This is a genomic window from Vogesella sp. AC12 (assembly GCF_024437575.1).
GTDB lineage: Bacteria > Pseudomonadota > Gammaproteobacteria > Burkholderiales > Chromobacteriaceae > Vogesella > Vogesella indigofera.
On sequence record NZ_JANFNU010000015.1, the window covers coordinates 16105 to 39590 of the forward strand.

Below are 23486 nucleotides of genomic sequence, written 5' to 3' on the forward strand. Positions count from 1 at the left end.
GCCGGGCTTGGCCGGGGTTTCGCGCGGCGTCGGGTCGCCTTTTCTTTGCTTACTTTCTTTTGGCGAAGCAAAAGAAAGTAAGCCGCCACCGCGCGGAAAGCGGCAGTTCAAACAACGCCGCGCAGCGGCACATCAAACCACACCATCCCCCGATGCGGCCAACCTTGTCGGGTTACGCTGCGCTAGCCCGACCTACCTTAAAACCTGAAACCTTGGCCGCAACGTCTGCGACGCGCCCGTCCCGTCAGCCGCGCGCCGGACAAACCGTTCGCGCCAAGGGTAAACGCCGCCGCATGTCCGAGCGCAGCGAGTTCGGCGGCGCCTTGGCGCGGGCGGGCTTGGCCGGGGTTTCGCGCGGCGTCGGGTCGCCTTTTCTTTGCTTACTTTCTTTTGGCGAAGCAAAAGAAAGTGAGCCGCCGCCGCGCGGAAAGCGGCACTTCAAACAACGCCGCGCAGCGGCACATCAAACAAAACCCCCACTGCGGCCAACCTTGCCGGGTTACGCTGCGCTAAGCCGACCTACCTTAAAACCTGAAACCCTGGCCGCATCACTTCAACTTGTCCGCCAGCCGCTTGCCGATCTTCTGCGTCGGCAACTCGACAAGGCGGTTGATCGCCAGCGCCATGTACCAGGTCGCCGCCAGCGCCAGCAGCACCATCAGCCACCACGGGGTGCCGTATTGTGCCAGCGCGAACAGGATGGCGTAACCGGCTACCGAGTGGCACACGTACCAGGCGTAGCTGACGCCGGCCACCCGCGTCAGCAGCGGCGCCGCCACCAGCCGTGGCCAGCAGGCGCCGGCGACGAACAGCGCCACGCCGATGCCGTAGCTGGCGTACAACTCGGCGCTGTGCCAGTTGGTCACCCACACGAACAGGCCCAGCATGGCGAGGAAGTGCAGCACGGTTTCCCATTTGCCGGCCTGCCCGGTCTGGTAGAAGTACAGCCAGCAGCCGGCAAACATCAGTGGGAAGTAGCAGACGATGGTCTGGAAGTTGTTGGGTGCGGCGAAGCGGCACAGCCAGCCGATCAGCGGCAGCAGCAGCCAGATCGCCCACTTGATGCGCCGGCCGGTCAGCGCGAACGCCGCACCCAGCATCGCGTAGAACCACAGCTCCACCTTCAGCGTCCACATCACCGGGTCGATGTTGCGGCCGCCCAGCCAGTCCTGGAACGCGATGCTGCCGTGGCCCAGCACGTCGGCGCGGCTGACGTCGAAGTCGCCGCCCGGCAGCCAGGACGCCAGCCACAGCGCCAGCACGGTCAACAGCAGCCCGGCCCAGTAGGTGGGGTAGATGCGGAACACGCGCGACACCGCGAAGCGCGCCGCGCCCATGCGGGTGAGCGACAGCGGGATCAGCAGCCCGGAGATCAGCAGGAACAGCCCCACCCCCACCGCGCCAAGGTTGAACGGCAGCACGAAGGAAGCGCCGTGGTAGCCGTCCAGCGGCGGCAGGTGCATCACCTCGCCGATGCGGTCGCGGCGCTGCCAGAAGATCTGCGTGTAGTGGAACAGCACCACGGCCAGCATGGCCAGCCCGCGCAGGCCGTCGGCAAAATCGAAGCGGATGTGTTGTTGACTCATGCTGTGCTCGTTAACAAAAGGTTGGCCGCAAGGTGCGCCGGTTTATTCTTGGGTGCCCATCCCCGGATGCGCCTGCGGCTTATCCGGGCTACGAGACTTATCCGGGCCACCTCATGGCCTGCAAAAAGCGTCTGGCCAGCACCGCGTAGTCGTGTTTCGCCAGCACGTAAGCCTTGCCGGCGGCGCCCATGCGGCCGCGCTGGTTCGGCGTCAGCGCCGCCATGCGCTGCAGGCCGTCGGCGATTGCCGCCGCGTCTTCCGCCGTCACGCTGATGCCGGCGCCGGCATCCAGCACCATGTCGTTGCCGGCCTCCACCGAATGCAGCACCGGCTTGGCCGCCATCAGGTAGTCGAACAACTTGTTGGGGTTGATGCCGAAGCGGTAGATCGGCAGCTTGCGCCAGCCGATGTACAGCGCATCGCACTCGGCCAGAAACGCCGGCACCGCGCGCTTGGGGATGGACGGCAGGAAGCTGACGTTACTCAGCCCCAGCTGCTGCGCCTGGCTGACCAGTGCGGCCTTGTCCGGGCCGTCGCCGACCAGCACGAGGTGCACGCCGCTATCCTGCGGCAGCTGGCTGGCCGCCTGCAGCAGGAAGTCCAGCGCGTTGGCCAGGCCGTGGCCGCCGGCATAGCCGACGATGAAGCGCTTGTCGGCCTTCAGCTGCGCCAGCTGCTGGCGGTGTTCGGCCGGCAGCGGCTCGCTGGCGCCCTGCCACTCGGCGACATCGACGCCGTTGGGAATCACCACGTATTTTTCCGGCGCCATGCCGTGCTCAAGCATGTAGTCGCGGGCGCAGGGCAGCATCGACACCACGGTGTCGGCCTTGCGGTAGCCGAAGTCTTCCGCCCACTGCAGCAGGCGGATGAACGGGTGCTTCGGGCTCATGCCGCCCACTTCCACCGGTGTCAGCGGCCACAGGTCGTGCACCTCGTACACCAGCCTGGCGCCGGTCTTGCCGGCGATGAACGCCGCCGGCACCGTATCCAGCGGGTAGGTGGACGACGCGATCACCACGTCCGGTCGCCACGCTTTGAGGTAGCGCCCGGACAGGCCCATCACCCGCCCGAGGAAGCGGAAGATGTTGAGCACCCGCTTCAGGCCGTTGCCTTCGTACTTGGGCGTCTTGCACCAGGTGTAGCGGATGCCGTCGATGTCCTCGTCGGCGTAGTTGGCCGCAAGCGTCGGGTTGTGCTGGCGCAGGTGCGAGTAGTCCGCCGCCACGATGTGGACTTCGTGGCCGGCCTTCACCCATTCGCGGGCCAGGTAGTAGGGGCGGAATTCCATGCCGTGCCGCGGGCTGCCGGCGTAGTGATTGATGTAAAGGATTTTCATAAATTTGCTGGTAATGATGTAGCGGACCAAGACATGGATGCCGTGGCAAGAAGCAGCCGCCGGGCTCGCATTACAGTGGGCTGAGTAGGCATGGCGACCTAGATGTCCTCAAGTACACAAAAAACCATGCAAGGACAGTCCTCCGCTATGGTTTCCGGAGCCCCCACATTATCAAAGTGGATGTGGTAGCCCGCGCCAGGCGAATCTTCGCCTTCCGCGCTTGGCATATGGTTCGCCATGGCGATGAACGCGGCCGGGCAACCTTCAAAGATCAGTTGCTCGTCTTCGCAATGCACATGCAATAGCTGAGCCCGCTTGCGCAGCAACAATCGTCGGGCACGGTAGGGATACGGTTCCGGAGAGGACTGGCAATCCGCCTCGATAAGCATGGCAAGCTGCTCGGACTCCGCAAAGGCCCTCAACCGCTCCTCCAGCACAGCAAATACGGCTGCTGTTGCGGAGATATCAATCTCCCGTTCGGCATATCTGGCATCAATCTTCATTTGCCCTGCACTCCTCCTGCGGTAGCCAGCACAAACCGACCCGCTTCACCGCTGCTCGCCGCACTCATCAGCCTTGCGTACACTGCCGGCCACCATTCGCGGGCCAGGTAGTAGGAGCGGAATTCCATGCCGTGCCGCGGGCTGCCGGCGTAGTGATTGATGTAGAGAATGCGCACGTTATCGGGTCTGTTCGGTTAAGGGGTCAGCGACATCAGCCCGGCGGCGATGTTGATCATCAGCGCCAGCACCGTGGTGTTGAAGGCAAATGACAGCATGCAGTGCAGGGTGCCGATGCGGCGCATCGCGCGCGAGCTGAGCGCGACATCCGCGGTCTGCGCCGAGGTGCCGATCACCACGGAAAAGTAGAAAAAATCGCTGTAATTCGGGGTTTCCTGGCCGGGAAAATCCAGCCCCGGCGGCTGGCGACGGTGCCGCGCCAGAAAATAGCTGTGCGCGTAGTGCAGCGCGAACATGGTCTGCGTGAACAGCCACGAGGTGACGATGGTCAGCCCGCTCAGCGCGATATGGCCGAGGCGCTGCACGCCGCCCAGCGGCCGCGCCAGCGACAGCTCGACCACGATCGCCAGCAGGCACACCAGCGCCGACAGCACCACCAGCAGCAGCAGCACGTGGCGGCCCTCGTCCTGCACCTGTGCGTGGCGGTGGATCTTGTCGTCGTCGCTCTGCCGCATCATGTGCGCGGCCAGCAACAGGTAGAGGCAGGCGCCGCCGTTCCAGCCGACCAAAAAGGCGGTCAGCGGAGGCACCGGGCTGAACCACGGCGCCAGCCGCGCCAGCAGCACGCCAAACAGGATGGCAACCAGCAGGCGCGGATGGGCACGCAACAGGCGCAGCGGCAGGCTGGTATGGGGTCGGTTCATCGCAGGCTCCCGCTCAGGCACGACGGTTCACGGTTCCAGCCCGGCGCCGCGCTGCATGCGTTTCCAGTCGTTGCGGGCAAACCACACCCCCAGTATCGACCAGATCATGCCGTCGCTCATCAGCCGTTCCGAGGTCGGGATCGCGCCGCTATAGGCCCAGTTCATGCCCACCATCAGGCAGGCCAGCGCCATGCCCTTGCTGGCGAGGCCATAGGCGAACAAGAAACGCAGCTGGCCGCCGGCGGCGACGCGGCGCCAGCGCGCGTAGTCGTTGTCGCGCAGCTTCGCGAACCAGGCGTTGCTGCGCAGCTGCCAGATCGCGTACACCATCGCCACCACCAGGTGGGTGGCGACATTGCCCAGCGTCAGCGGCATGTCGTACAGCCCCCAGTGCAGCAGGGTAAACAGCAGGCCCAGCGGCAGCGACACCAGCAGCAGGGTTTGCGGGGCGGTTTGCCAGTTCATGTTGTCTCCTCCAGCTGGCGGTACAGCGCCAGCAGTTTGTCGGCCTCGGCGGCCCAGCTGTACTTGGCCAGCACCGCGCGCTTGCCGGCCTCGCCCATGGCCTGCGCGCGCGCGTCGTCGGCCAGCAGCGTGGCGATGGCGTCGGCGATGGCGCGCGGGTCCTGCGGATTGACCAGCAGCCCGCAGCCGGCGTCCTCGACGATGCCGCGCCACAGCGGGAAATCGCTGGCGATCACCGGCATGCCGGCGGCCATGTATTCGAACAGCTTGATCGGCAGCGACTCGACGTAGCTCGGCGTCGGCAGCAGCGTCACCAGCCCGATCTTGCTGGCGGCCAGCACCTCGGCCACGCCGGCACGATCCAGCACGCCCAGATCGTTGACGCGGCTCCAGCCAGCCTCGCGCTGCAGCGCGGCCTTCAGGTCCGGCTCGCTCCAGATACCGGCCAGGTTCAGCCGGGTATCGGAATCCGGCAGCGCGGCGATGATGGGCTCGATGCCGCGGGTACGGCTGATGCCGCCCAGGTAGCAGGCCTCGTTGCGGCGGCTGCTCCACGGCGTATCGCGCACCAGCTCGGCCAGGATCGGGTAATTGCAGACGTCGATGCTACGGCGCGCGCCGGCGCGCGCAAAGCGCTCGCGGATCACCGGCGTGGCGGCGACGATGGCGTCGAAACGGCGCGCGGCGTAGTCCTCCAGCGTTTCCACCCCGCGCGACACCCACGGCCGCGCCATGCCCGGAATCCAGTGCTTGGCCAGCACCTGGCGCGGCACGTCCTCGTGCACGTCGTAGACGATGCGGATACCGGCCTGCTGCAGGCGCAGCGCGGCGGGGATCAGCTCCGGATCGTGAAAGTGCGCGACGTCTGGCATCAGCGCCAGCGCCTTGTCGTACACCCGCTTCACCGTGCCGGTCATGCGCGACAGGCGGCCGCCGGATTTGGCGCCGACGTCGTGCAGGCGCACGTCGCGGTTGATCTCGTCGCCCAGCCCGTCGGCGACGATCAGGTGCACCTCGTGCCCGGCGGCGGCCAGCGTGGCGCACTCCTTCACGAAGATGCGGATGTCGTGGCGCGGGTGGGCGCTGCTGAGATGGGCAATTTTCATTGGCGGTTTCCTTCTGGCAACGCCAGCAAATCACGGTAGATGTCGGCAAAACGCTGCATATTGGCTTGGTGCAGGCCTTTTTCCGCCACCAGCCGGCGGTTCAGCGCCACCGCTTCCGCCAGCTGCGCGTCGTCGGCCGCGCGCAGCAGCTGCGTTTTCAGCGCGCTGCCCAGCCGCGCCACGTCCTCGACGATGGCGCCGTTGATGCCGTCCAGCACCCACTCCAGGTTGGCCGGCAGGTTGGACAGCAGCGGCAGGCAACCGTGGCCCATCGCTTCCAGCAGGCTGATGCTGGTGGCGTCGCTCTTCGGCACGCTGACAAACACACGCGCGTCGCGGTACAGCCCGGCCAGCACTTCCGGCGCGACAAAGCCGGTGAAGTGCACGCGGCCAAGGCCGAGCCTGGCGGCCAGGGTCTTGAGGTTTTCCGTCTCCTCACCGCTGGCGGCCACGGTCAGCGACCAGCCGGCAAAGCGGGCGTCGGCTTCCACCTCCGCCCAGGCGCGCACGATGCTGTCGATACGGTATAGCGGTTTGTGCAGGCGGCAGGACAGTACCTGCAGCGGCTTGGCGGCGATGTCCGGTGCCGGCGGCAACGCGTCCATGCCGAAATTGAGCACGTCCATGCGGGCAATCGGCGCCAGCTGGCGGCACACCGCCGCCATGTTGAGCGAGTCGCTGGTCACCGCGCTGGCGGCGCCAAGGTTGGCCGCAACCAGATGTTTCATGAAACGGTTCTGCTGCGGCAGCAGCAGCACGTCCGAGCCCCAGCAGGTCAGCAGCCACGGCAGCTTGCGCCCGGCCAGCGCGCGGCGCGCGTGCCAGGCCACACTGTTGGCCTGGTGCACGTGCACGATGTCGGGCTGCACCGCGTCGATCAGGCCGGCGATCTTGCCGGCGGTGGCCAGCGCCCTGAGGCTGAAATCGACGGTCAGCACGCGGCCAAGGTTGGCCGCATGGTAGCGCGCCGGCAGCTCGCCGCTGGTGACGAGGTGGATTTCGTCCACGTGCGGCGCGATGCCGGCGAGGTAGCGGAAGGTGTGCACCGAGGCGGAGCCGATCAGCAGCAGTTTCATGCGGGGTCCTTGTGCTGGCGCAGCAGCTCGGCCAGCGCCCGGCTCAGCCGCGCCAGCTTGCGTTCCAGCTGCGCGTCGGCCGGCAGCGCGATGTTCATCGGCAGGTTGAGCACGCTGGCGGCCAAGCGCTCGCCGTGCGGCGCGCTGCCGGCGACATAGCCGTGACGAAAGGCGCCGGCGGGGTGAATCACGTCGTCGAACCATACCCCGATGTTCAGGCCGCTGGCGGCGGACAGCTGCCGCGCCAGCGCCGCCTTGTCCGTCACCGCGAACGGCAGCGCGAACGGGTAGCGCACCCAGTGGGTGCCGACCGGCGCCGGCCACTGCTGTACCGCCGGCAGCGCGGCCAGCGCACGCTGGTAGCGGACGGCCAGTTGCTGCTTGTGCGCAATGCTGGCCGCCAGCGTCGGCAGCTGGCGACGCAGCAGCACCGCCGACAGCAGCGGCATCGCGCGCGGCGGGTGCGGCTCGCCGCGCGCCACTTCGCCGTCACCTGAGCGGTAAATCATGCCCAGCCGCCGTACCGCGGCCATGGTGCAGCGCCCCAGCAGCGGCCAGCGTGCGCTCAGCAGGTGCGCCTTCAGTGTCGCCGCCAGCCGCCACTCGTCGCCGCACGGTAGCTCCGGCAGCGCGGCAGGCGGCAGCTCGCTACCGGCAGGCAGCAGCGCCATGCCGCCGATGCCGCCGGTGAGATTTTTCGAGTACTCAAAGCTGAAAAAGGCACCGTCGTGGTAGGTGCCCAGCCACTGCCCGTCACAGCGCGAGGCAAAGCCGTGCGCGGCGTCGTCGACAAAGCGCACGTGGCGCTGTTTCTCGCGCAGCCAGGTCGGCACCTCGCAGGCGATGCCGAAGTTGTGCGGCACCACCACCACGCGGGTACGCGGCGTGATGGCGGCGTCCAGCGCCAGCCAGTCGAAATTGAGACTGTCGCGACCGACATCGACGAAACGCAGCGTGGCGCCGGTCGGCGGCACCTGGTTGGGTACCACCACGCAGGTGAACGCCGGCACGATGACCTCGTCGCCCGGTTCTACGCCATGCAACTGCAAAAGCGCGGCAAAGGCGGCGCGGCCACTGTCGAACAGCACGATGCGGCCAACCTCGACCTCGAACAGCTGCGCCAGCTCGATGCGCAGCGCGGCGCGGTGATGACGGCGGCCGGCGAGCATGGCCGGGAAGGCGGACAGGTATTGCCAGATGCTCAGCGAATTGGCGGTCAGCATAGCGCCTTCACCTTTCTCGCCGGCTGGCCGGCGTACAGCCCGCCCGGTTCCAGCTCGCCCTTGACCACGCTGCCGGCGGCGACCACCACGTTGTCGCCGATCACGGCGCCGGGCAACACGATGACGCCGGCGCCGATGAACACGTTGTTGCCGATGCGGATGTCGGCATCGCTGTGGCAATCGACGAACGCCGTCGCCGTCACGTCGGCGGGGATCGCGTTGCTGTGACAGAACAGCATGCAGCGCGGGCCGATGGCGACGCGCTCGCCGATCTGCAGCCGGTTGTCGCCGATCAGGCAGTAGAAATGCGGTGCGATATGGCTGTGCGCGCCGAGCACCAGGCGGCCGGCGCCGTGGGTCAGCACCTCGCCGCCCCAGTACAGCCGCGCGTGCTCGCCCAGCTGCAAGGCCGCCGGCACCGCGCTGACCGAGGGATTGACCCGCGCCGAAGCGGCCAGATGGGCACCGCGCCACACCAGCCACTGGCGCCACAGCAACAACAGCACGCGCTTAAACATCGGACCTTTCCCGCAGCCGCAGCAGGCGGAATACCCACGCCAGATACGCCGCAAAATAGAGCGTCATCACCACCGCCATCACGCGGAACGCCAGCATGGCGTCGCGCCCGGCGACATACACCGCGGCAAACACCGCCAGATTGACGATGACACCGCACAGCACAAACAGGAAGGACGCGCGCTGACGGCCGATCACCATCGGCACCATGAAGGCCGGGCCGACGATGAAGGCGGCGGCGAAGTACGGCGCCAGGTTGGCCGCAATCTCGCCGGCGGCCAGCCACGGCGTGCCGAACACCAGCGCGAACAGCGGCCCGCCCCACAGCGCCAGCACGCCGAACGGCACGATCGACAGTGCCGCCAGCACCAGCACCGCGCGTTTGAGCAGGCCGGACAGCGCGCGGCCGGACGCCGCCGCCTCGGCCAGATCGCGGAACACCACCTGCGCCACCGCCTGCCCCACCAGCGCCGCCGGCAGTTTCAGCACCCGCAGCACCAGCGCGTACTGGCCGACGATGGCGGCACCGGACAGCGCCGACAGCAGCGCCAGCATCAGCGAATCCTGGAACGCCACCACGAAGGCATGCGGCGTGTTCACCAGCGGGAATTCGCGGTAACGCCGCGCTTCGGCCAGCAACGCGGCACGATCGTGGCCGCGCAGCCACGGCAGGCGCGCCGCGACATCAGCTCGCGCCAGCGTCAGCAGGGCGATGGCCTGCCCGGCCAGCTGCGACAGGATCAGCCCGCCGGCAGCAAGGCCGGACCAGCCGGCCGCCACCTGCAGCAGCGACACACCCAGCGACTGCACCACCCGCCCTTGCGCGTTGGCCGCATAGCGTCGCTGGCGGTTGTTCCACGCCGTCCACGCCGCCACCGCGCCTGCCAGCCACACGCCCAGCGGCAGCAACGGCAGCCACGGCGCCAGCTGCGGCGCACCGAGCAGGCCGGCGATGGCGGCGTGCCACGGCCAGAACAGCGGCAGGGTCAGCAACAGCAGACCGGTGTTGATCGCCAGCGCCAGCAGCATCAGCCGCGCCGCTTCCGGCTCGGACTTGGGCAGCACCACCGCCATGTCGTAACGCGCGGTGGCGATCACCGCCAGATTGGACAGCCAGGCGACGAACACCGCCAGCACACCGAAATCGGCCGGCGTGTACAGCCGCGTCAACAGCGGCGCAAACAGCAGCGGCAAGGCCTGCGCCAGCGCCGCACCGCTGGCCAGCGTCGCCACATGGCGCATGAAGCCGCCTGCGGCCAACCTTTGACGCAGCACGCTCAAGCTCATAACAGCTGGATACCGGCCAGCCGCAACAGCCAGGCGAAGGCGGCAAACAGCAGCATGGTCAGCAGCACGCTGGCGCCCAGCGCCAGCCAGAAGCCCAGCCGCGCCTGCAGCCAGGGAAAGACCAGGAACATCGGCAGCGTCGGCAGCACGTACCAGAAGGTATACCAGGCGTGGTTAGCCACCTTGGCTTCCGGCTGCCGCTCCAGATGCAGCCAGATCAGCGTCAGCACCGTCACCAGCGGCAAGGACGCCAGCAGCGCGCCCAGCTTGTCGCTGCGCTTGGCCAGCTCCGACACCAGCACCACCATGGCGGCGGAAACCAGGTACTTGAACGCCAGATACGCCACTTAGGCCAGCGCCTTCTTCACCGCGGCGACGATGGCATCCTGCGTCGCCTCGTCGAGGAACGGGTGCATCGGCAGGCTCATCACGCGCTGTCCGGCGGCCTCGGCCAGCGGGAAGCTGCCCTCGCCCTGCCCCAGATCGGCGAACGCCGGCTGCAGGTGCAGCGGAATCGGGTAGTGCACCGCGGTCGGCACGCCCAGTTCCTGCAGCGCCTTCTGCACCGCTTCGCGGTGGTCCACCTCGATGGTGTACTGCGCGTAGACGTGGCTGTTGCCGGCGGCGATCACCGGTACGCGCGCGACATCCTTCAGCAATTCGCTGTAACGCGCGCCGATGCGGGCGCGGGCCACCACTTCGTCCTGGAAGCTCGGCAATTTCGCCAGCAGCACCGCGGCCTGGATGGTATCCAGCCGGCCGTTGAGGCCGATCACCGGGTGGTGGTAGCGGCGGTCCTGGCCGTGCACGCGGATCTCGCGCATTTTCTTGGCCAGTTCGTCGTCGTTGGTGAACACCGCGCCGCCGTCGCCGTAGCAACCCAGCGGCTTGGACGGGAAGAAGCTGGTGGTGCCGATGGTGCACAGGTTGCCGGAGCGCTTGCCGTGCTGGCTGGCGCCGAAGCTCTGCGCACCGTCCTCGATCACCGGCAGGCCGTGCTTCTCGGCGATCGCGTTGATGGCGCTGAAATCGGCACACTGGCCGTACAGGCTCACCGGCATGATTGCCTTGGTGCGCGGGGTGATCGCCGCTTCCAGCTTGGCCGGGTCCAGGTTGTAGGTGAGCGGGTCGATGTCGACAAACACCGGCTTGGCCCCCAGCAGCGCGATCATCTCGCCGGTGGCGATGAAGGTGAACGGGGTGGTGATCACCTCGTCGCCGGCCTTGACGCCCAGCGCCATCAGCGCGATCAGCAGCGCCTTGGTGCCGTCGCAGACGCCGATGGCGTGGCGGGCGCCGGTGTAGGCGGCGAGCTGGTCTTCCAGCTGCTTCACTTCCGGCCCCATGATGTACTGGCCGTGGTCGAGCACCGCGTGGATGCGGGCGTCGATGTCGGTTTTCAGGTGCTGGTACTGCGCTTTCAGATCGATGAACTGGATGGACATGGTGTCACTCTCAACAGGGTCAAAGCGGCGTGCAGTGGTTGCCGCCGATATCGTAACGTTGGCCGCAGGCGGCGCAGTCGTGCTCGCCGATGCTGTCCGCCAGCCGCTCGCCGCACTGGCACATCCAGCCGATGCGCTTGGCCGGGGTGCCGACCATCAGCGCGTACGGCTGCACGTCGCGGGTCACCACCGCGCCGGCGCCGATGAAGGCGTACTCGCCGACGGTGTGGCCGCAGACCACGGTGGCGTTGGCGCCGATGGTGGCGCCGCGCTTCACCACGGTGCGGCGGTATTCGTTCTTGCGGCTGACGTGGCTGCGCGGGTTGTTCACGTTGGTGAACACCATGGACGGGCCGCAGAACACGTCGTCCTCCAGCGTCACCGCGTCGTAGATCGACACGTTGTTCTGCACCTTGACGTTGTCGCCGATGATCACGTCGTTGCCGACGAACACGTTCTGGCCGAAGGAGCAGCGCGCGCCGATGCGCGCCTGGCTGCAGATGTGCACCCAGTGCCAGACGCGGGTGTCGTCGCCGATCACCGCGCCGTCGTCGACGATGGCGGTGGAATGAACGGTGTAGGCGGCCATGTCAGTACTCCAGCGGCAGGCTGACGCGACGGCCGTCGCGCGCCGACAGGTAGATGCCGACCAGCAGTTCCAGCGACTTCAGCCCTTCGCGGCCGTCGGTTTCCGGTTCCGCCTCGCCGCGCATCACCTGGATCACGTTGTCGTAGTACAGCGGGTGGCCGAAGCCGTACACGCTGGTGGTGGCGTAGCTGGCGGCCTTGATGTCGTCGTCCATCGCGTGCGGCGCGGCGAATTCCCAGTGCTGGATCTCGTTGACGGCCATGCCGCCGATGCGCACGGTGCCCTTCTCGCCGAGGATGGTGATCGAACCTTCCAGGTTTTTCGGGTAGGTGAGCATGGTCACGTTCATGCTGCCCAGCGCACCGGAGCGCCACTTCAGACTGACCACGCCGCTGTCTTCCACCTCGATGTCGCGTTCCATGGTGGCGGTGTAGGCCTGCATGCTCTCCACCGGGCCGATGATCCAGTCCAGCAGGTCGACGTAGTGGCTGGCCTGGTTCATGAACGCGCCGCCGTCGTACTCCCAGGTGCCGCGCCAGTCGGCCTGGTCGTAGTACTCCTGCGGCCGGGTCCAGAACACGTTGACGTTGACCATGTAGATGCGGCCGAAACGCTTTTCCTTCACCGCGCGCTTGAGCAGCTGCAAGGTGGCGTTGCGGCGATTCTGCTTGACCACGAACAGGCGCTTGCCGGCCTGGTCGGCGGCCTTCACCATCGCCACGCCATCCTGCCAGCGCGTGGCCATCGGCTTCTCAGTCATCACGTGGAAGCCGGCGGCGAAGCAGTCCATCGCCTGCTGCGGGTGCAGGCCGGACGGGGTGGTCAGGATGATCACGTCGGCGTCGCTGGCCTTGAGCAGTGCGGCCAACGTTGCGTGGCCACGGGCGCCGGTGCGCGCCACCGCCGCAGCCAGCGCCGCTGGGTCGGTGTCGCAAACGTCGGTCAGCTCGGCGCGGTCGGCGTGCTGTTCCAGCGCGCCGAAGTGGTTGTTGGCGATGCGGCCGCAGCCGATCAGCGCGAAGCGGATCTTGCGGTCGGTAATGCTGTCGTAAGCAATCATTTCAGTCCTTTCCCGCTGCGGCGTGCTGCCGCAGGCTTTGCCCGCCGCGCAGGCGGCGGGCCCAAAATAGACAAGGGCCGCACGTGGCGGCCGGATCCGTGGCGCGCAGCCGCTCAGATCAGCAGACGGTTGTTGCTGTGCAGGTTGGCCTCTTTCAGCCGCTTCACGAATTCGCCGAATTCCAGGCCGAAACGGCCTTCCAGTTCGTCGGCCTTTTTCGCCAGCGCGTCCCATCCGGTCAGGCTTGGTGGCTGCTTGAACGCCATCACCGCCATATTGCCGTGGGTGGCGGCCGGCAGCTCGATCACACAGCCGCCGAAGGCGGCCAGCAGGCGTTCGAGGAAGCTGTGGTAGCGCTTGTCGCCGCTCCACCAGTTGGTGACGAAGATGCCGTTGGCGGTCAGCGCGCGCTTGCAGTCCTCGAAGAATTCTTCGGTGGTCAGGTCGGCGACGATCTGCTGGCCGTCAAAACCGTCGACCATGATCACGTCGGTGGATTCGCGGAACATCTTGATGTAGTCGGCGCCGTCGGCCTCGACGATCTCGAAGAAGTCGCCCTCCGGCGGCAGCTGGAAGAACACCCGCGCCACGGCGACCACTTGCGGATTGATCTCCACCGCCACGCTGATCGCGTCCGGCAGGTACTCGTCAATGAAGCGCGCCAGCGAGCCGCCGCCGAGACCGATCTGCACGATGTGGCGCGGGTCGTCGTTCCACAGCAGGAAGGCCATCATCGCGCGGGTGTAGGTCAGCACCAGGTCGGCCGGATCGTCGAGATCCATCGAGCTCTGGATGGTGGCCGAGCCGAGGTGCAGCGAGCGGATGTTGTCACTCTCGGAGATGTCCACGTCCGGCAGCGCGTCCTGGCTGTTGCGCACGCGGCGGCGGAACGGGTGTTGCGCTTTACCCGCCACGGCTGTCTCCCGTCTGGCTGTCGGCCTTGGGACGCGAATCGAGGATGCTGATGGTGCGGCGGACGGGTGCGACGGGCGTTGCGGCCAACGTTGCGGTGTCGCCATCGTCTGCGCTCGCCAGCGCGACCGGATCGCGGAATTCTTCCTTGTCGAAGGCGGTATCGCCGCCCTCGAACGGGCTGTCGCCGGTCTTGAGGCCGGCAAAGTCGAACAGCTTGCTGTCGGCCAGATGCGACGGCACCACATTCTGCAGCGCACGGAACATGCTCTCGACGCGGCCGGGGAAACGCTTGTCCCAGTCGTTGACCATCTCCTTCACCACCTGGCGCTGCAGGTTGGGCTGCGAGCCACACAGGTTGCACGGGATGATCGGGAATTCGCGCAGCTGCGCGTAGCGTTCCAGATCCTTCTCGCGGCAGTAGGCCAGCGGGCGGATCACCATGTGGCGGCCGTCGTCGGACACCAGCTTCGGTGGCATCGCCTTCAGCTTGCCGCCGTAGAACATGTTGAGGAACAGCGTGTGCAGGATGTCGTCGCGATGGTGACCGAGCGCGATCTTGGTGGCACCCAGCTCGTCGGCGACGCGGTACAGGATGCCGCGACGCAGGCGCGAGCACAGGCTGCAGGTGGTCTTGCCTTCCGGAATCAGGCGCTTGACGATGCTGTAGGTGTCTTCCTCGATGATGCGGTACTCGACACCGATGGACTCCAGATACTGCGGCAGCACGTGTTCGGGGAAGCCCGGCTGTTTCTGGTCGAGGTTGACCGCCACGATGCTGAAGCTGATCGGTGCCGACTTCTGCAAGCCCAGCAGGATGTCCAGCAGCGCGTAGCTGTCCTTGCCGCCAGACAGGCAGACCATCACGCGGTCGCCCTCTTCGATCATGTTGAAGTCGTTGATGGCGTCGCCAACGTGGTGGCGCAGGCGTTTGGTGAGTTTGTTGCCTTCGAACTGGGCCTTTTTGGCCTTGTCGTCGGCAAGTTGCAGCGTGTCAGACATGGAGGACGGCTAAGAAATTGAAAAACAGGCGATTTTAACGTCAAACGCCTGTCCGTTGCCACACAATCCGCCCTTGTTCACGCGCTCAGTCGGCCAGCCATGCCCCCTGTTGCCGCAGCGCCTGATACTCGTCGCGACTGAGGCGCAGGCGGCAGCCGACACCGGCGCTGTCCGGGTACACGTCCGGCTTGCAGGTTTCCACCAGCACACCGGTCACCTCAGGATGGCCGAAGGCGATGTCGACCACCTTGCCGAGCAGGTATTCCTGGGTCTCGAACACGCGGTCTTTCACCAGCGCCAGCGTCTGCAGCCGCAGGTAGTCGTAGTCCAGCACCAGCGCGATGTCGTCGCGCGGCGGCACCATGCGCGCCACCTGCAGCACGATGTTGAGCTGCATGCGCTGGCGCACGCCGCGCTCGAAGTCATGGATGCCGATGAAGCAGTCGAACACGAAGTCGCGCAGAAAGATCTCGGCCAGCATCACGCCTCCACCGCAAACATCACGTCGCGCGCCAGCGGCAGCAGGTGCTGGCCGTCGTCCACGGTCAGCACCTGGCCGGTGATCTGCGCCGCCTCGGCCAGAAAGTGCACCGCCTCCGCCACCGATTGCGGGCGGGTGCCCTCGCCCAGCGCCGTCATGCGGTGCGCGCGGGCGAAGTTGTCCGCCGTCTGCTCGCCGCTGAGCAGGGTCAGCCCCGGCGCCACGCCGTTGACGCGCAGGTAGGGCGCCGCCGCCATCGCCTGCAGGCGGATGCTTTCCTTCAGCGCCAGCTTGGACAGGGTGTAGGAAAAATAATCCGGATTGAGGTTGAACAGCTTCTGGTCGAGGATGTTGACCACGCTGCCGCGCGCGTCCTGCTGCCGCAGCCACTGCCCGAACGCCGCCGCCAGCATCAGCGGCGCGCGGAAGTTCACCGCCAGCTGGCGGTCGAACGCCGCCGGCGACAGCTCGAAGAAACCGTCCTCCTCGAACAGCGCGGCGCTGTTGACCACGCAGTCCAGCCGGCCGCAATCGGCCACCACCTGCGCGATCAGGCCGGCGAAGTCGGCGTCCGCCGCCAACAGGTCCAGTCCGTAGCTGCGTGCCTGCGGCAGGCGTGCGGCAAGGTTGGCCGCATCGCTAGCCGAGTGGTGATAGTGCACGCACACCTGCCAGCCCTCTGCGGCAAACTGTTCCGCCATCGCCTGCCCCAGCCGCTTGGCGCCACCGGTAATCAACACGACTTTCATCTATCCTCCCGCCATCCGTTTCCCGCCGTTCGCGCCCCTGCCGGCAACACACGCGCGGCACGGCGCAAAAGCTGCATGATATATACTCGCCGGCAATTTCACTGACAAATCTTAGCCGCCATGAGCCTGCCAGAACCTTCTGCCGACGCCCTCGCCACCAGCCACGCGCTCAGCCACCGCATCGCCGCCGACATCGCCGCGGCCGACGGCTGGATTTCCTTCGCCCACTTCATGCAGCAGGCGCTGTACGCGCCCGGCCTCGGTTACTACGCCGCCGGCAGCCGCAAGTTCGGCGCCGATGGCGACTTCGTCACCGCGCCGGAACTGACGCCGCTGTTCGCGCAGACGCTGGCGCGCCAGCTGGCCGAGCTGCTGCCGCAGACCGCCGGCAACATCATGGAGTTCGGCGCCGGCACCGGCCGCCTCGCCGCCGACCTGCTGCTGGCGCTGGACGCGCTCGGCTGCGCGCCGGCGCAGTACTTCATCGTCGACCTGTCGCCCGACCTGATCGAACGCCAGCGCGACACCATTGCCCGCCTCGCCCCGGCGCTGCTGCCGCGCGTGCAGTGGCTGGCGGCACTGCCGGAAACCTTCGACGGCATCATGCTCGGCAACGAGGTGCTGGACGCGATGCCGTGCGAGCTGGTCGTCCGCCAGCAGGACGGCCGCCTGCAGCAGCGCGGCGTCACCATCCGCGACGGCGCCTTCTGCTTCGACGACCGCGACTTCGGCGACGCCACGCTGGCCGCGCTGGCCGCCGAGCTGGTGCCGGACATCCCCGGCTACGTCACCGAAATCAGCCTCGCCAACCGCGCCTTCATCCACACCCTGGCCGGCGTGCTGCAACGCGGCGCCATCCTGATGATCGACTACGGTCACAACGCCGGCGAGTACTACCACCCGGAACGCAGCATGGGCACCCTGCTCGGCCACTACCGCCACCACACCCTCCAGGATCCGTTCTACCTGCCCGGGCTGATGGACCTGACCACGCATGTGGATTTCAGCGCCGTGGCGCAAAGCGGCCTCGATGCCGGCCTCGACCTGATCGGCTACCTCAGCCAGGCGCAGTTCCTGATCAACGCCGGCATCACCGAGCAGCTGTCGTTCCTGGATGCGGCCAACGTCAAGGACTACCTGCCGGTGGCCAAGGCGGCGCAGCGCCTGCTGTCACCGCAGGAAATGGGGGAAACCTTCAAGGTGATCGGCTTTGGCAAACAGGTGGCCATCGACTGGGTCGGCTTTAATAGCGGCGACCGCTGCTACACCCTGTAAGCGGCGCCAGGCCACTCCACGAAAAATAGTTGACACCCGGAAATCTGCTGCGTATAGTCAGCGGCCTTGATGCCTAGGCATCGAGATGTGGCGAATTAGCTCAGTCGGTTAGAGCGACGGAATCATAATCCGCAGGTCCGGGGTTCGAGTCCCTGATTCGCCACCACAGTTTAGCGAGACTGTGTGCAAACACAGCCTCACGGCGAATTAGCTCAGTCGGTTAGAGCGACGGAATCATAATCCGCAGGTCCGGGGTTCGAGTCCCTGATTCGCCACCAGTTTAAAAGCCAGCAGAAATGCTGGCTTTTTCCGTTTCCGCGCCGGCGCCCGTCCGGCCTGCGACATCCCCAAGCCCTGCCAGCCGTGTTAAAATCGGCGCAAGCTATTCATTTGCCAGCAAAAACCGTTCGCAAGCCCGTGGCCGCTTGCTTTGGCGGCCCCTGCTGGCATTTCTCATTTACAGTGTGCCCAGCATGAAAAAGGTTTACATCAAGACGTTCGGTTGCCAGATGAACGAGTACGACTCCGACAAGATGGTCGACGTGCTCGGCAGCAGCGAAGGCATGATCAAGACGGAAAACCCGGAAGACGCCGACGTGATCCTGTTCAACACCTGCAGCGTGCGCGAAAAGGCGCAGGAAAAGGTGTTCTCCGATCTCGGCCGCATCCGGCCGCTGAAAGAGGCCAATCCCAACCTGATCATCGGCGTCGGCGGCTGTGTCGCGTCGCAGGAAGGCGACACCATCGTCAAGCGCGCACCCTACGTCGACGTGGTGTTCGGGCCGCAGACGCTGCACCGCCTGCCGGAGCTGATCAAGAGCCGGCAACAAAGCGGCAATGCCCAGGTCGACATCTCCTTCCCCGAAATCGAGAAGTTCGACCACCTGCCGGCGGCCAAGGTCGACGGCGCCGCGGCGATGGTGTCGGTGATGGAAGGCTGTTCCAAGTACTGCTCGTTCTGCGTGGTGCCGTACACCCGCGGCGAGGAGGTATCGCGCCCGTTCGACGACGTGCTGACCGAGATCGCCGGCCTGGCGGCGCAGGGGGTGAAGGAAATCACCCTGCTGGGACAGAATGTCAACGCCTACCGCGGCCTGATGGCCGACGGCGAGATCGCCGATTTCGCGCTGCTGCTGGAGTACGTGCACGAGATTCCCGGCATCGAGCGCATGCGCTTTACCACCAGCCATCCGCGCGAATTCAGCCAGCGCATCATCGACTGCTACGCACGCCTACCGAAACTGGTCTCGCACATCCACCTGCCGGTACAGAGCGGCTCCGACCGCACACTGATGGCAATGAAACGCGGCTACACCGCGCTGGAATACAAGTCCATCATCCGCAAGCTGCGCGCCATCCGCCCCGAGCTGTGCCTGTCGTCGGACTTCATCGTCGGCTTCCCCGGCGAGACCGAGGCCGATTTCGAGGCGACGCTGAAGCTGGTGAAAGACATGGCCTTCGATTTCAGCTATGTGTTCATCTACAGCCCGCGCCCCGGCACACCGGCGGCCAACCTTGCCGACGACACCCCGCACAGCGAGAAGGTGCGCCGCCTGGAAGCGCTCAACGAGGTGATCGAGGCCGAAGGCTTCCGCATCAATCAGGGCATGCTCGGCAGCGTGCAGCGCGTGCTGGTGCAGAACATCTCGAAGAAGGACCCGTCGATGCTGGCCGGGCGTACCGCCAACAATCGCGTGGTCAATTTTGTCGGCCAGCCACGACTGATCAACCAGCTGGTCGACGTGGTGATTACCGAAGCCAACCCGCACTCGCTGGGCGGCGAACTGCTGCTGCGTGAAAGTGACTGAACCATGCGCCTGCTGCTTGTAATCTTGCCCCTGCTGGCCGCCTGTGCCAGCCTGCCGCCGGCAGATCCGGCGACCATGGACTGCGCGGCGCTGACGCAGGCGCTTGCGCAAACGCGGCAGCAGCTGCAGGATGAACGACAGGCGCCACGCAGCCCGGTGCAGCTCAATATCGGGCTGGGCGGCGCCATCGGCAGCCACGGCAGCGCCGGTATCGGTTTCGGCGTGCCGCTGGGCACCGCGCAACCGGATCCGCAGCGCATCGCCGGGCTTGAACACAGGCTGCTGCAATTGCAGCAGCGATACCAGCAACGGCAATGTCCGCCCCTGACGACCACCAGTCCATGACCGAAGCCCACAGCAGCCACAGCTTTACCCCTGTCGACAACGAACGCCTGTCCCGCCTGTGCGGCGCACTGGACGAGAACCTGAAACAGATCGAAACCGGACTGGATGTCAGCATCCAGCGCCGCGGCGAGCAGTTCAGCCTGCGCGGCGAGCAGGCCGCCCGCGCGCTGGGCCTGCTGCAGCGTTTCTATGCGCTGGCGGAAAAACGCGAGCTGTCGGTGCAGGACATCCAGCTGGGGCTGGTCGAGGCACGGCAGGATAATCCGCAGGACGGGCTGGACGACACCCCGACCCTGCACACCCGCCGCCGCGACCTGAAAGGCCGCACCCCGCGCCAGAGCCGCTACATCCAGGCCATCTTCAGCCACGACATCACCTTCGGCATCGGCCCGGCCGGCACCGGCAAGACCTATCTCGCCGTCGCCTGCGCGGTGGACGCGATGGAGCGCGATGCGGTGAAACGCATCGTGCTGGTGCGCCCGGCGGTGGAAGCCGGCGAGAAGCTGGGCTTCCTGCCCGGCGATCTGGCGCAGAAGGTCGACCCCTACCTGCGCCCGCTGTACGACGCACTGTACGACCTGATGGGTTTCGACAAGGTCGCCAAGCTGTTCGAGAAGAACCTGATCGAGATCGCGCCGCTGGCCTATATGCGCGGCCGCACGCTGAACAACGCCTTCATCATCCTCGACGAGGCGCAGAACACCACGCCGGAACAGATGAAGATGTTCCTCACCCGCATCGGCTTCGGCTCGCGCGCGGTGATCACCGGCGACGTGACCCAGATCGACCTCGCCCGCCACCAGAAAAGCGGCCTGGTCGAGGTCGAGCGCATCCTGAGCCAGGTGCGCGGCATCCATTTCCACCATTTCCAGAGCGACGACGTGGTGCGCCACCCGCTGGTGCAGAAGATCGTCGACGCCTACGACCGTTACCAGATCCAAGAAGATGAAAACCGCTAAACGCAATCAAGTGCTGCAAAGGTTGGCCGCACGGCTGGACCTGACCCTCGAAGACCGGCTGGAAGCCGAACAGGCGCTGCCAGAAGGCAAACAGTGGCGCCGCTGGTGCCAGGCTGCGCTGCAGCGCAACGTGCACAAGGCCCAGATTTCGCTGCTAGTGGTCGACGAGGCCGAAGGCCGCGCGCTGAACCGCGACTACCGTGGCAAGGACTACGCCACCAACGTGCTGAGCTTCGCGCTGAACGAGGGCGACACCGTCGCCGGCATGCCGCTGTTCGGCGATCTGGTGTTCTGCGCCCCGGTGGTGGCACGCGAGGCCGCCGAGCAGGGCAAGAGCCTGGACGCGCACTACGCCCACCTCACCGTGCACGGCATGCTGCACCTGCAGGGCCTGGACCACGAGCAGGACGACGAGGCCGAGGCGATGGAAGCGCTTGAAACCGTCATCCTCGGCAAGTTAGGCTATGCCGATCCTTACGCCGCAGAGAAACCCTGACCCGACACCATGGACGATTATTCCAGTAAACCCACGCCCAACTGGTTCGAGCGCCTGCTCAACCGCTTTACCCACGAACCGGAAGACCGCGAAGAGCTGGTTTCCCAGCTGCATGCCGCCTTCGAGCGCAATGTGCTGGACGCCGAAGCGCTGTCGATGATCGAAGGCGTGCTGTCCTTCTCCGAGCGCACCGTGCGCGAGGTGATGGTGCAGCGCAGCCAGATGGACGTGATCCGCCTGTCCGAGCCGATGGAAAAGCTGCTGTCGCACGTGATCGAGGCCGGCCATTCGCGCTTCCCGGTGATCGGCGAGGACAAGGACGACGTACAGGGCATCCTGCTGAGCAAGGACCTGCTGCGCTACTTCCTGACGCCCAACGATTTCGACCTGCAAAAGACGCTGCGCCCGGTGGTGTTCGTGCCGGAGAGCAAGCGCCTCGACGGCCTCTTGCGCGAGTTCCGCGCCACCAAGACGCACATGGCGATCGTGGTCGACGAATACGGCGGCGTGTCCGGGCTGATCACCATCGAGGACGTGCTGGAAGTGATCGTCGGCGACATCGACGACGAGCACGACCTGATCGAATCGGAAGACGACATCGTGCCGGTGCGCGGCGAACGCTACCGCGTGCTGGCCACCACCAGCATCGACGACTTCAACGACTTCTTCGAATGCGCGCTGCCGGACGACGAGGTCGACACCATCGGCGGCCTGGTCACCGCCAATCTCGGCTACGTGCCGGTACGCGGCGAAGGCCTGCAGTTGCAGGACTGGCATTTCACCGTGATCCGCGCCGACAGCCGCCGGCTGCAGGCGCTGCTGGTCGAGCGCCGTCCGCAGGCAGACCGCTAGATGCTGCGTACCTTCGGCTATTTGCTGCTGGTGCTGCTGGCCGGCGCCGCCACCGTGTTCGCCTTCGCCCCCTACCGGCTGTTCCTGCTAATGCCACTGTTGCTGGCGCTGCTGCTGGAGCTGGTGCAACGTTGGCCGCAACGCGCCTTCCTGCTCGGCTACACCTGGGCGCTGGCCGCCTATACCAGCAATTTCTACTGGATCTACATCAGCCTGCACGACATCGGCGGCATGCCGGCGCCGATGGCCGGCGCCATGACCTTGCTGCTACCGGCCTGGCTCGCGCTGTTCCCGGCGCTGGCGGTGTGGCTGGCCTGCCGCATCGGCACCAATAGCGCCAGCCGCTGGCTGCTGCTGTTCCCGGCACTGTGGACGCTGGGTGAGTGGCTGCGCAGCTGGATGCTGACCGGTTTCCCGTGGGGCGCCATCGGCTACAGCCAGATCACCGAAAGCCCGCTCGCCGGCCTGGCCGCCGTCACCGGCATCCACGGCGTCACCTATGCCGTGGCGCTGTCCGCCGCCATTCTGGTGCTGCTGCCGCGCTGGCGCCGCCTGCTGCAGCTGGCGCTGCTGGGTCTGGTCACCGCGCTGTGGGGCGGCGGCGCCTGGCTGCAACAGCAGCAGTGGACGCAAGCCAGCGGCAAGCCGCTGGCGGTGTCGCTGCTGCAGGGCAATATCCCGCAATCGCTGAAATGGGATCCGGCCACCTTCGAGCTGACACTGAGCACCTACTACCGCATGGTGGCCAGCGCGCCGCCGTCCGACCTGCTTCTGCTGCCGGAAACCGCACTGCCGGTGTTCCTCGACGACCTCCCCTCCGGCTACCTGACCATGATCAACGGTGACGCCAGCCGCCGCCAGGCGACGCTGATCACCGGCATTCCGCGCCGCACCGACGACGGCAGCGGCTATCTCAATGCCGTGGTGGCGCTGAACGATCCGGCGCAGCCGTACTACGCCAAGAACCACTTGGTGCCGTTCGGCGAGTTCATCCCGCTGCCGGCGGTGACTGGCTGGATCTACCGCTTCATGGACATGCCGCTGTCCGGCTTCAGCCGCGGCGGTGACAGCCAGGCCCCGCTGGCGGTGGCCGACCAGCGCATCGCCTTCAACATCTGCTACGAGGACGGTTTCGGCGAGGAGCTGATCGGCCCCGCCGCTGGCGCCACCATGCTCGCCAACGTCAGCAACCTGGCCTGGTTCGGCAGCAGCAACGCGATGAGCCAGCAGCTGCAGCTGTCGCAGGCGCGGGTGCTGGAAACCGGGCGCCCGATGCTGCGCGCCACCAATACCGGCATGACCGCGGTGATTGATGCCAGCGGCGAGGTGCAGACCGTGGCGGCGCCGGACACGCGGCAGACGCTGACGGCACGGGTACAGGGCCACAGCGGGCTGACGCCGTACATGCGCTACGGCAATGCGCCGGTGTTGTGGGGCTGCGTGGCGCTGCTGCTGGCCGGCATCGCACTGCACGGCTGGCAGCGTTACCGCCGCCAGTTGCCGACCGCGGCATGAACAAAGCCCGACGCGCTGC

Annotated in this window: 27 protein-coding genes and 2 tRNA genes; 10 read left to right on the top strand and 19 right to left on the bottom strand. The window is 66.5% G+C overall.

From position 1 onward, the window contains the following. Positions 1 to 208: hypothetical protein (locus NOM55_RS16290; RefSeq protein WP_255909695.1), on the top strand; the 208-nt coding region annotated here is incomplete at its 5' end. 340 nt (positions 209 to 548) lie between these two features. Here NOM55_RS16290 and NOM55_RS16295 read toward each other — a convergent pair. From NOM55_RS16295 to NOM55_RS16385, 19 genes are all read right to left on the bottom strand, one after another. Beyond that, positions 549 to 1586: an acyltransferase gene (locus tag NOM55_RS16295; protein ID WP_255909697.1), complete on the bottom strand. Its 1038-nt coding sequence runs from the start codon at positions 1584 to 1586 to the stop codon at positions 549 to 551. A 97-nt stretch (positions 1587 to 1683) separates the two neighbouring features. After that, positions 1684 to 2922 (bottom strand): glycosyltransferase family 4 protein, encoded by a 1239-nt coding sequence (locus NOM55_RS16300; RefSeq protein ID WP_255909700.1) that lies wholly within the window; start codon positions 2920 to 2922, stop codon positions 1684 to 1686. 98 nt (positions 2923 to 3020) lie between these two features. Next, positions 3021 to 3425 (bottom strand): hypothetical protein, encoded by a 405-nt coding sequence (locus NOM55_RS16305; RefSeq protein WP_255909703.1) that lies wholly within the window; start codon positions 3423 to 3425, stop codon positions 3021 to 3023. After that, positions 3422 to 3601: a hypothetical protein gene (locus NOM55_RS16310; protein ID WP_255909706.1), complete on the bottom strand. Its 180-nt coding sequence runs from the start codon at positions 3599 to 3601 to the stop codon at positions 3422 to 3424. Before NOM55_RS16310 ends, NOM55_RS16305 begins: the two co-directional genes overlap by 4 nt. A gap of 18 nt (positions 3602 to 3619) precedes the next feature. Further along, the gene (locus tag NOM55_RS16315; protein WP_255909708.1) at positions 3620 to 4306 is read right to left on the bottom strand and encodes a DUF1345 domain-containing protein; all 687 of its coding nucleotides are present in this window, start codon (positions 4304 to 4306) and stop codon (positions 3620 to 3622) included. A gap of 27 nt (positions 4307 to 4333) precedes the next feature. Continuing rightward, positions 4334 to 4771: a hypothetical protein gene (locus NOM55_RS16320; RefSeq protein WP_047967663.1), complete on the bottom strand. Its 438-nt coding sequence runs from the start codon at positions 4769 to 4771 to the stop codon at positions 4334 to 4336. After that, entirely contained in the window at positions 4768 to 5877 is a 1110-nt protein-coding gene (locus NOM55_RS16325) for a glycosyltransferase family 4 protein (RefSeq protein ID WP_255909711.1), read from the bottom strand. Before NOM55_RS16325 ends, NOM55_RS16320 begins: the two co-directional genes overlap by 4 nt. Continuing rightward, on the bottom strand, positions 5874 to 6953 hold the full coding sequence (locus tag NOM55_RS16330; protein WP_255909714.1) for a glycosyltransferase family 4 protein: 1080 nt from the start codon (positions 6951 to 6953) through the stop codon (positions 5874 to 5876). Before NOM55_RS16330 ends, NOM55_RS16325 begins: the two co-directional genes overlap by 4 nt. Beyond that, positions 6950 to 8176, bottom strand: coding sequence for a DegT/DnrJ/EryC1/StrS family aminotransferase (locus NOM55_RS16335; RefSeq protein WP_255909717.1), 1227 nt, complete (start codon positions 8174 to 8176; stop codon positions 6950 to 6952). The genes NOM55_RS16330 and NOM55_RS16335 overlap by 4 nt, the downstream gene beginning before the upstream one ends. Further along, on the bottom strand, positions 8170 to 8694 hold the full coding sequence (locus tag NOM55_RS16340; protein WP_255909719.1) for a DapH/DapD/GlmU-related protein: 525 nt from the start codon (positions 8692 to 8694) through the stop codon (positions 8170 to 8172). Before NOM55_RS16340 ends, NOM55_RS16335 begins: the two co-directional genes overlap by 7 nt. Beyond that, on the bottom strand, positions 8687 to 9979 hold the full coding sequence (locus tag NOM55_RS16345) for a lipopolysaccharide biosynthesis protein (RefSeq protein WP_255909720.1): 1293 nt from the start codon (positions 9977 to 9979) through the stop codon (positions 8687 to 8689). Before NOM55_RS16345 ends, NOM55_RS16340 begins: the two co-directional genes overlap by 8 nt. Further along, positions 9976 to 10326 (bottom strand): DUF3147 family protein, encoded by a 351-nt coding sequence (locus NOM55_RS16350; protein ID WP_047967669.1) that lies wholly within the window; start codon positions 10324 to 10326, stop codon positions 9976 to 9978. Before NOM55_RS16350 ends, NOM55_RS16345 begins: the two co-directional genes overlap by 4 nt. Next, on the bottom strand, positions 10327 to 11424 hold the full coding sequence (locus NOM55_RS16355) for a DegT/DnrJ/EryC1/StrS aminotransferase family protein (RefSeq protein WP_255909721.1): 1098 nt from the start codon (positions 11422 to 11424) through the stop codon (positions 10327 to 10329). Between the two features lie 19 nt (positions 11425 to 11443). After that, positions 11444 to 12013: an acyltransferase gene (locus NOM55_RS16360; protein WP_255909722.1), complete on the bottom strand. Its 570-nt coding sequence runs from the start codon at positions 12011 to 12013 to the stop codon at positions 11444 to 11446. A gap of 1 nt (position 12014) precedes the next feature. Beyond that, positions 12015 to 13073, bottom strand: coding sequence for a Gfo/Idh/MocA family protein (locus NOM55_RS16365; RefSeq protein ID WP_305118957.1), 1059 nt, complete (start codon positions 13071 to 13073; stop codon positions 12015 to 12017). A gap of 113 nt (positions 13074 to 13186) precedes the next feature. After that, the gene (locus tag NOM55_RS16370; RefSeq protein ID WP_255909723.1) at positions 13187 to 13987 is read right to left on the bottom strand and encodes a polyamine aminopropyltransferase; all 801 of its coding nucleotides are present in this window, start codon (positions 13985 to 13987) and stop codon (positions 13187 to 13189) included. Then, positions 13977 to 14987 carry a tRNA 2-thiocytidine(32) synthetase TtcA gene (gene ttcA, locus NOM55_RS16375; protein ID WP_255909724.1) on the bottom strand — a complete coding sequence of 337 codons (1011 nt, stop codon included), beginning with the start codon at positions 14985 to 14987 and terminating at the stop codon, positions 13977 to 13979. Before ttcA ends, NOM55_RS16370 begins: the two co-directional genes overlap by 11 nt. Positions 14988 to 15072: 85 nt before the next feature. Then, positions 15073 to 15468: a dihydroneopterin aldolase gene (locus tag NOM55_RS16380; RefSeq protein ID WP_255909725.1), complete on the bottom strand. Its 396-nt coding sequence runs from the start codon at positions 15466 to 15468 to the stop codon at positions 15073 to 15075. Then, positions 15468 to 16217: an SDR family oxidoreductase gene (locus NOM55_RS16385; protein WP_255909726.1), complete on the bottom strand. Its 750-nt coding sequence runs from the start codon at positions 16215 to 16217 to the stop codon at positions 15468 to 15470. Before NOM55_RS16385 ends, NOM55_RS16380 begins: the two co-directional genes overlap by 1 nt. A 120-nt stretch (positions 16218 to 16337) precedes the next feature. Here NOM55_RS16385 and NOM55_RS16390 point away from each other — a divergent pair, with 120 nt between their 5' ends. From NOM55_RS16390 to lnt, 9 genes are all read left to right on the top strand, one after another. Beyond that, entirely contained in the window at positions 16338 to 17492 is a 1155-nt protein-coding gene (locus tag NOM55_RS16390) for a class I SAM-dependent methyltransferase (protein WP_255909727.1), read from the top strand. An 89-nt stretch (positions 17493 to 17581) separates the two neighbouring features. Continuing rightward, positions 17582 to 17658, top strand: a tRNA-Met gene (locus NOM55_RS16395). Between the two features lie 35 nt (positions 17659 to 17693). Further along, positions 17694 to 17770 (top strand) — tRNA-Met (locus NOM55_RS16400). Between the two features lie 195 nt (positions 17771 to 17965). Then, positions 17966 to 19300 carry a tRNA (N6-isopentenyl adenosine(37)-C2)-methylthiotransferase MiaB gene (gene miaB, locus NOM55_RS16405; protein ID WP_120809387.1) on the top strand — a complete coding sequence of 445 codons (1335 nt, stop codon included), beginning with the start codon at positions 17966 to 17968 and terminating at the stop codon, positions 19298 to 19300. A gap of 3 nt (positions 19301 to 19303) precedes the next feature. Continuing rightward, a complete protein-coding gene (locus tag NOM55_RS16410; RefSeq protein ID WP_047967679.1) occupies positions 19304 to 19645 on the top strand; it encodes a hypothetical protein in 342 nt (113 codons plus the stop codon). Beyond that, on the top strand, positions 19615 to 20604 hold the full coding sequence (locus tag NOM55_RS16415) for a PhoH family protein (protein ID WP_370687884.1): 990 nt from the start codon (positions 19615 to 19617) through the stop codon (positions 20602 to 20604). The genes NOM55_RS16410 and NOM55_RS16415 overlap by 31 nt, the downstream gene beginning before the upstream one ends. Beyond that, on the top strand, positions 20591 to 21100 hold the full coding sequence (gene ybeY / locus NOM55_RS16420; protein WP_255909728.1) for an rRNA maturation RNase YbeY: 510 nt from the start codon (positions 20591 to 20593) through the stop codon (positions 21098 to 21100). Before NOM55_RS16415 ends, ybeY begins: the two co-directional genes overlap by 14 nt. 9 nt (positions 21101 to 21109) lie before the next feature. Continuing rightward, the gene (locus tag NOM55_RS16425) at positions 21110 to 21952 is read left to right on the top strand and encodes an HlyC/CorC family transporter (RefSeq protein ID WP_255909730.1); all 843 of its coding nucleotides are present in this window, start codon (positions 21110 to 21112) and stop codon (positions 21950 to 21952) included. Further along, a complete protein-coding gene (lnt, locus tag NOM55_RS16430) occupies positions 21953 to 23467 on the top strand; it encodes an apolipoprotein N-acyltransferase (protein ID WP_255909732.1) in 1515 nt (504 codons plus the stop codon). The last annotated feature ends 19 nt before the right edge of the window (positions 23468 to 23486 follow it).

Excerpts from the sequence above, each read along its gene's own strand:
- NOM55_RS16295 (WP_255909697.1), bottom strand. The coding sequence starts at position 1,586 with ATGAGTCAACAACACATCCGCTTCGATTTTGCCGACGGCCTGCGCGGG.
- NOM55_RS16300 (WP_255909700.1), bottom strand. The coding sequence starts at position 2,922 with ATGAAAATCCTTTACATCAATCACTACGCCGGCAGCCCGCGGCACGGC.
- NOM55_RS16305 (WP_255909703.1), bottom strand. The coding sequence starts at position 3,425 with ATGAAGATTGATGCCAGATATGCCGAACGGGAGATTGATATCTCCGCA.
- NOM55_RS16315 (WP_255909708.1), bottom strand. The coding sequence starts at position 4,306 with ATGAACCGACCCCATACCAGCCTGCCGCTGCGCCTGTTGCGTGCCCAT.
- NOM55_RS16320 (WP_047967663.1), bottom strand. The coding sequence starts at position 4,771 with ATGAACTGGCAAACCGCCCCGCAAACCCTGCTGCTGGTGTCGCTGCCG.
- NOM55_RS16325 (WP_255909711.1), bottom strand. The coding sequence starts at position 5,877 with ATGAAAATTGCCCATCTCAGCAGCGCCCACCCGCGCCACGACATCCGC.
- NOM55_RS16330 (WP_255909714.1), bottom strand. The coding sequence starts at position 6,953 with ATGAAACTGCTGCTGATCGGCTCCGCCTCGGTGCACACCTTCCGCTAC.
- NOM55_RS16335 (WP_255909717.1), bottom strand. The coding sequence starts at position 8,176 with ATGCTGACCGCCAATTCGCTGAGCATCTGGCAATACCTGTCCGCCTTC.
- NOM55_RS16340 (WP_255909719.1), bottom strand. The coding sequence starts at position 8,694 with ATGTTTAAGCGCGTGCTGTTGTTGCTGTGGCGCCAGTGGCTGGTGTGG.
- NOM55_RS16345 (WP_255909720.1), bottom strand. The coding sequence starts at position 9,979 with ATGAGCTTGAGCGTGCTGCGTCAAAGGTTGGCCGCAGGCGGCTTCATG.
- NOM55_RS16355 (WP_255909721.1), bottom strand. The coding sequence starts at position 11,424 with ATGTCCATCCAGTTCATCGATCTGAAAGCGCAGTACCAGCACCTGAAA.
- NOM55_RS16360 (WP_255909722.1), bottom strand. The coding sequence starts at position 12,013 with ATGGCCGCCTACACCGTTCATTCCACCGCCATCGTCGACGACGGCGCG.
- NOM55_RS16365 (WP_305118957.1), bottom strand. The coding sequence starts at position 13,073 with ATGATTGCTTACGACAGCATTACCGACCGCAAGATCCGCTTCGCGCTG.
- ttcA (WP_255909724.1), bottom strand. The coding sequence starts at position 14,987 with ATGTCTGACACGCTGCAACTTGCCGACGACAAGGCCAAAAAGGCCCAG.
- NOM55_RS16380 (WP_255909725.1), bottom strand. The coding sequence starts at position 15,468 with ATGCTGGCCGAGATCTTTCTGCGCGACTTCGTGTTCGACTGCTTCATC.
- NOM55_RS16385 (WP_255909726.1), bottom strand. The coding sequence starts at position 16,217 with ATGAAAGTCGTGTTGATTACCGGTGGCGCCAAGCGGCTGGGGCAGGCG.
- NOM55_RS16390 (WP_255909727.1), top strand. The coding sequence starts at position 16,338 with ATGAGCCTGCCAGAACCTTCTGCCGACGCCCTCGCCACCAGCCACGCG.
- miaB (WP_120809387.1), top strand. The coding sequence starts at position 17,966 with ATGAAAAAGGTTTACATCAAGACGTTCGGTTGCCAGATGAACGAGTAC.
- NOM55_RS16410 (WP_047967679.1), top strand. The coding sequence starts at position 19,304 with ATGCGCCTGCTGCTTGTAATCTTGCCCCTGCTGGCCGCCTGTGCCAGC.
- NOM55_RS16415 (WP_370687884.1), top strand. The coding sequence starts at position 19,615 with ATGTCCGCCCCTGACGACCACCAGTCCATGACCGAAGCCCACAGCAGC.
- ybeY (WP_255909728.1), top strand. The coding sequence starts at position 20,591 with ATGAAAACCGCTAAACGCAATCAAGTGCTGCAAAGGTTGGCCGCACGG.
- NOM55_RS16425 (WP_255909730.1), top strand. The coding sequence starts at position 21,110 with ATGGACGATTATTCCAGTAAACCCACGCCCAACTGGTTCGAGCGCCTG.
- lnt (WP_255909732.1), top strand. The coding sequence starts at position 21,953 with ATGCTGCGTACCTTCGGCTATTTGCTGCTGGTGCTGCTGGCCGGCGCC.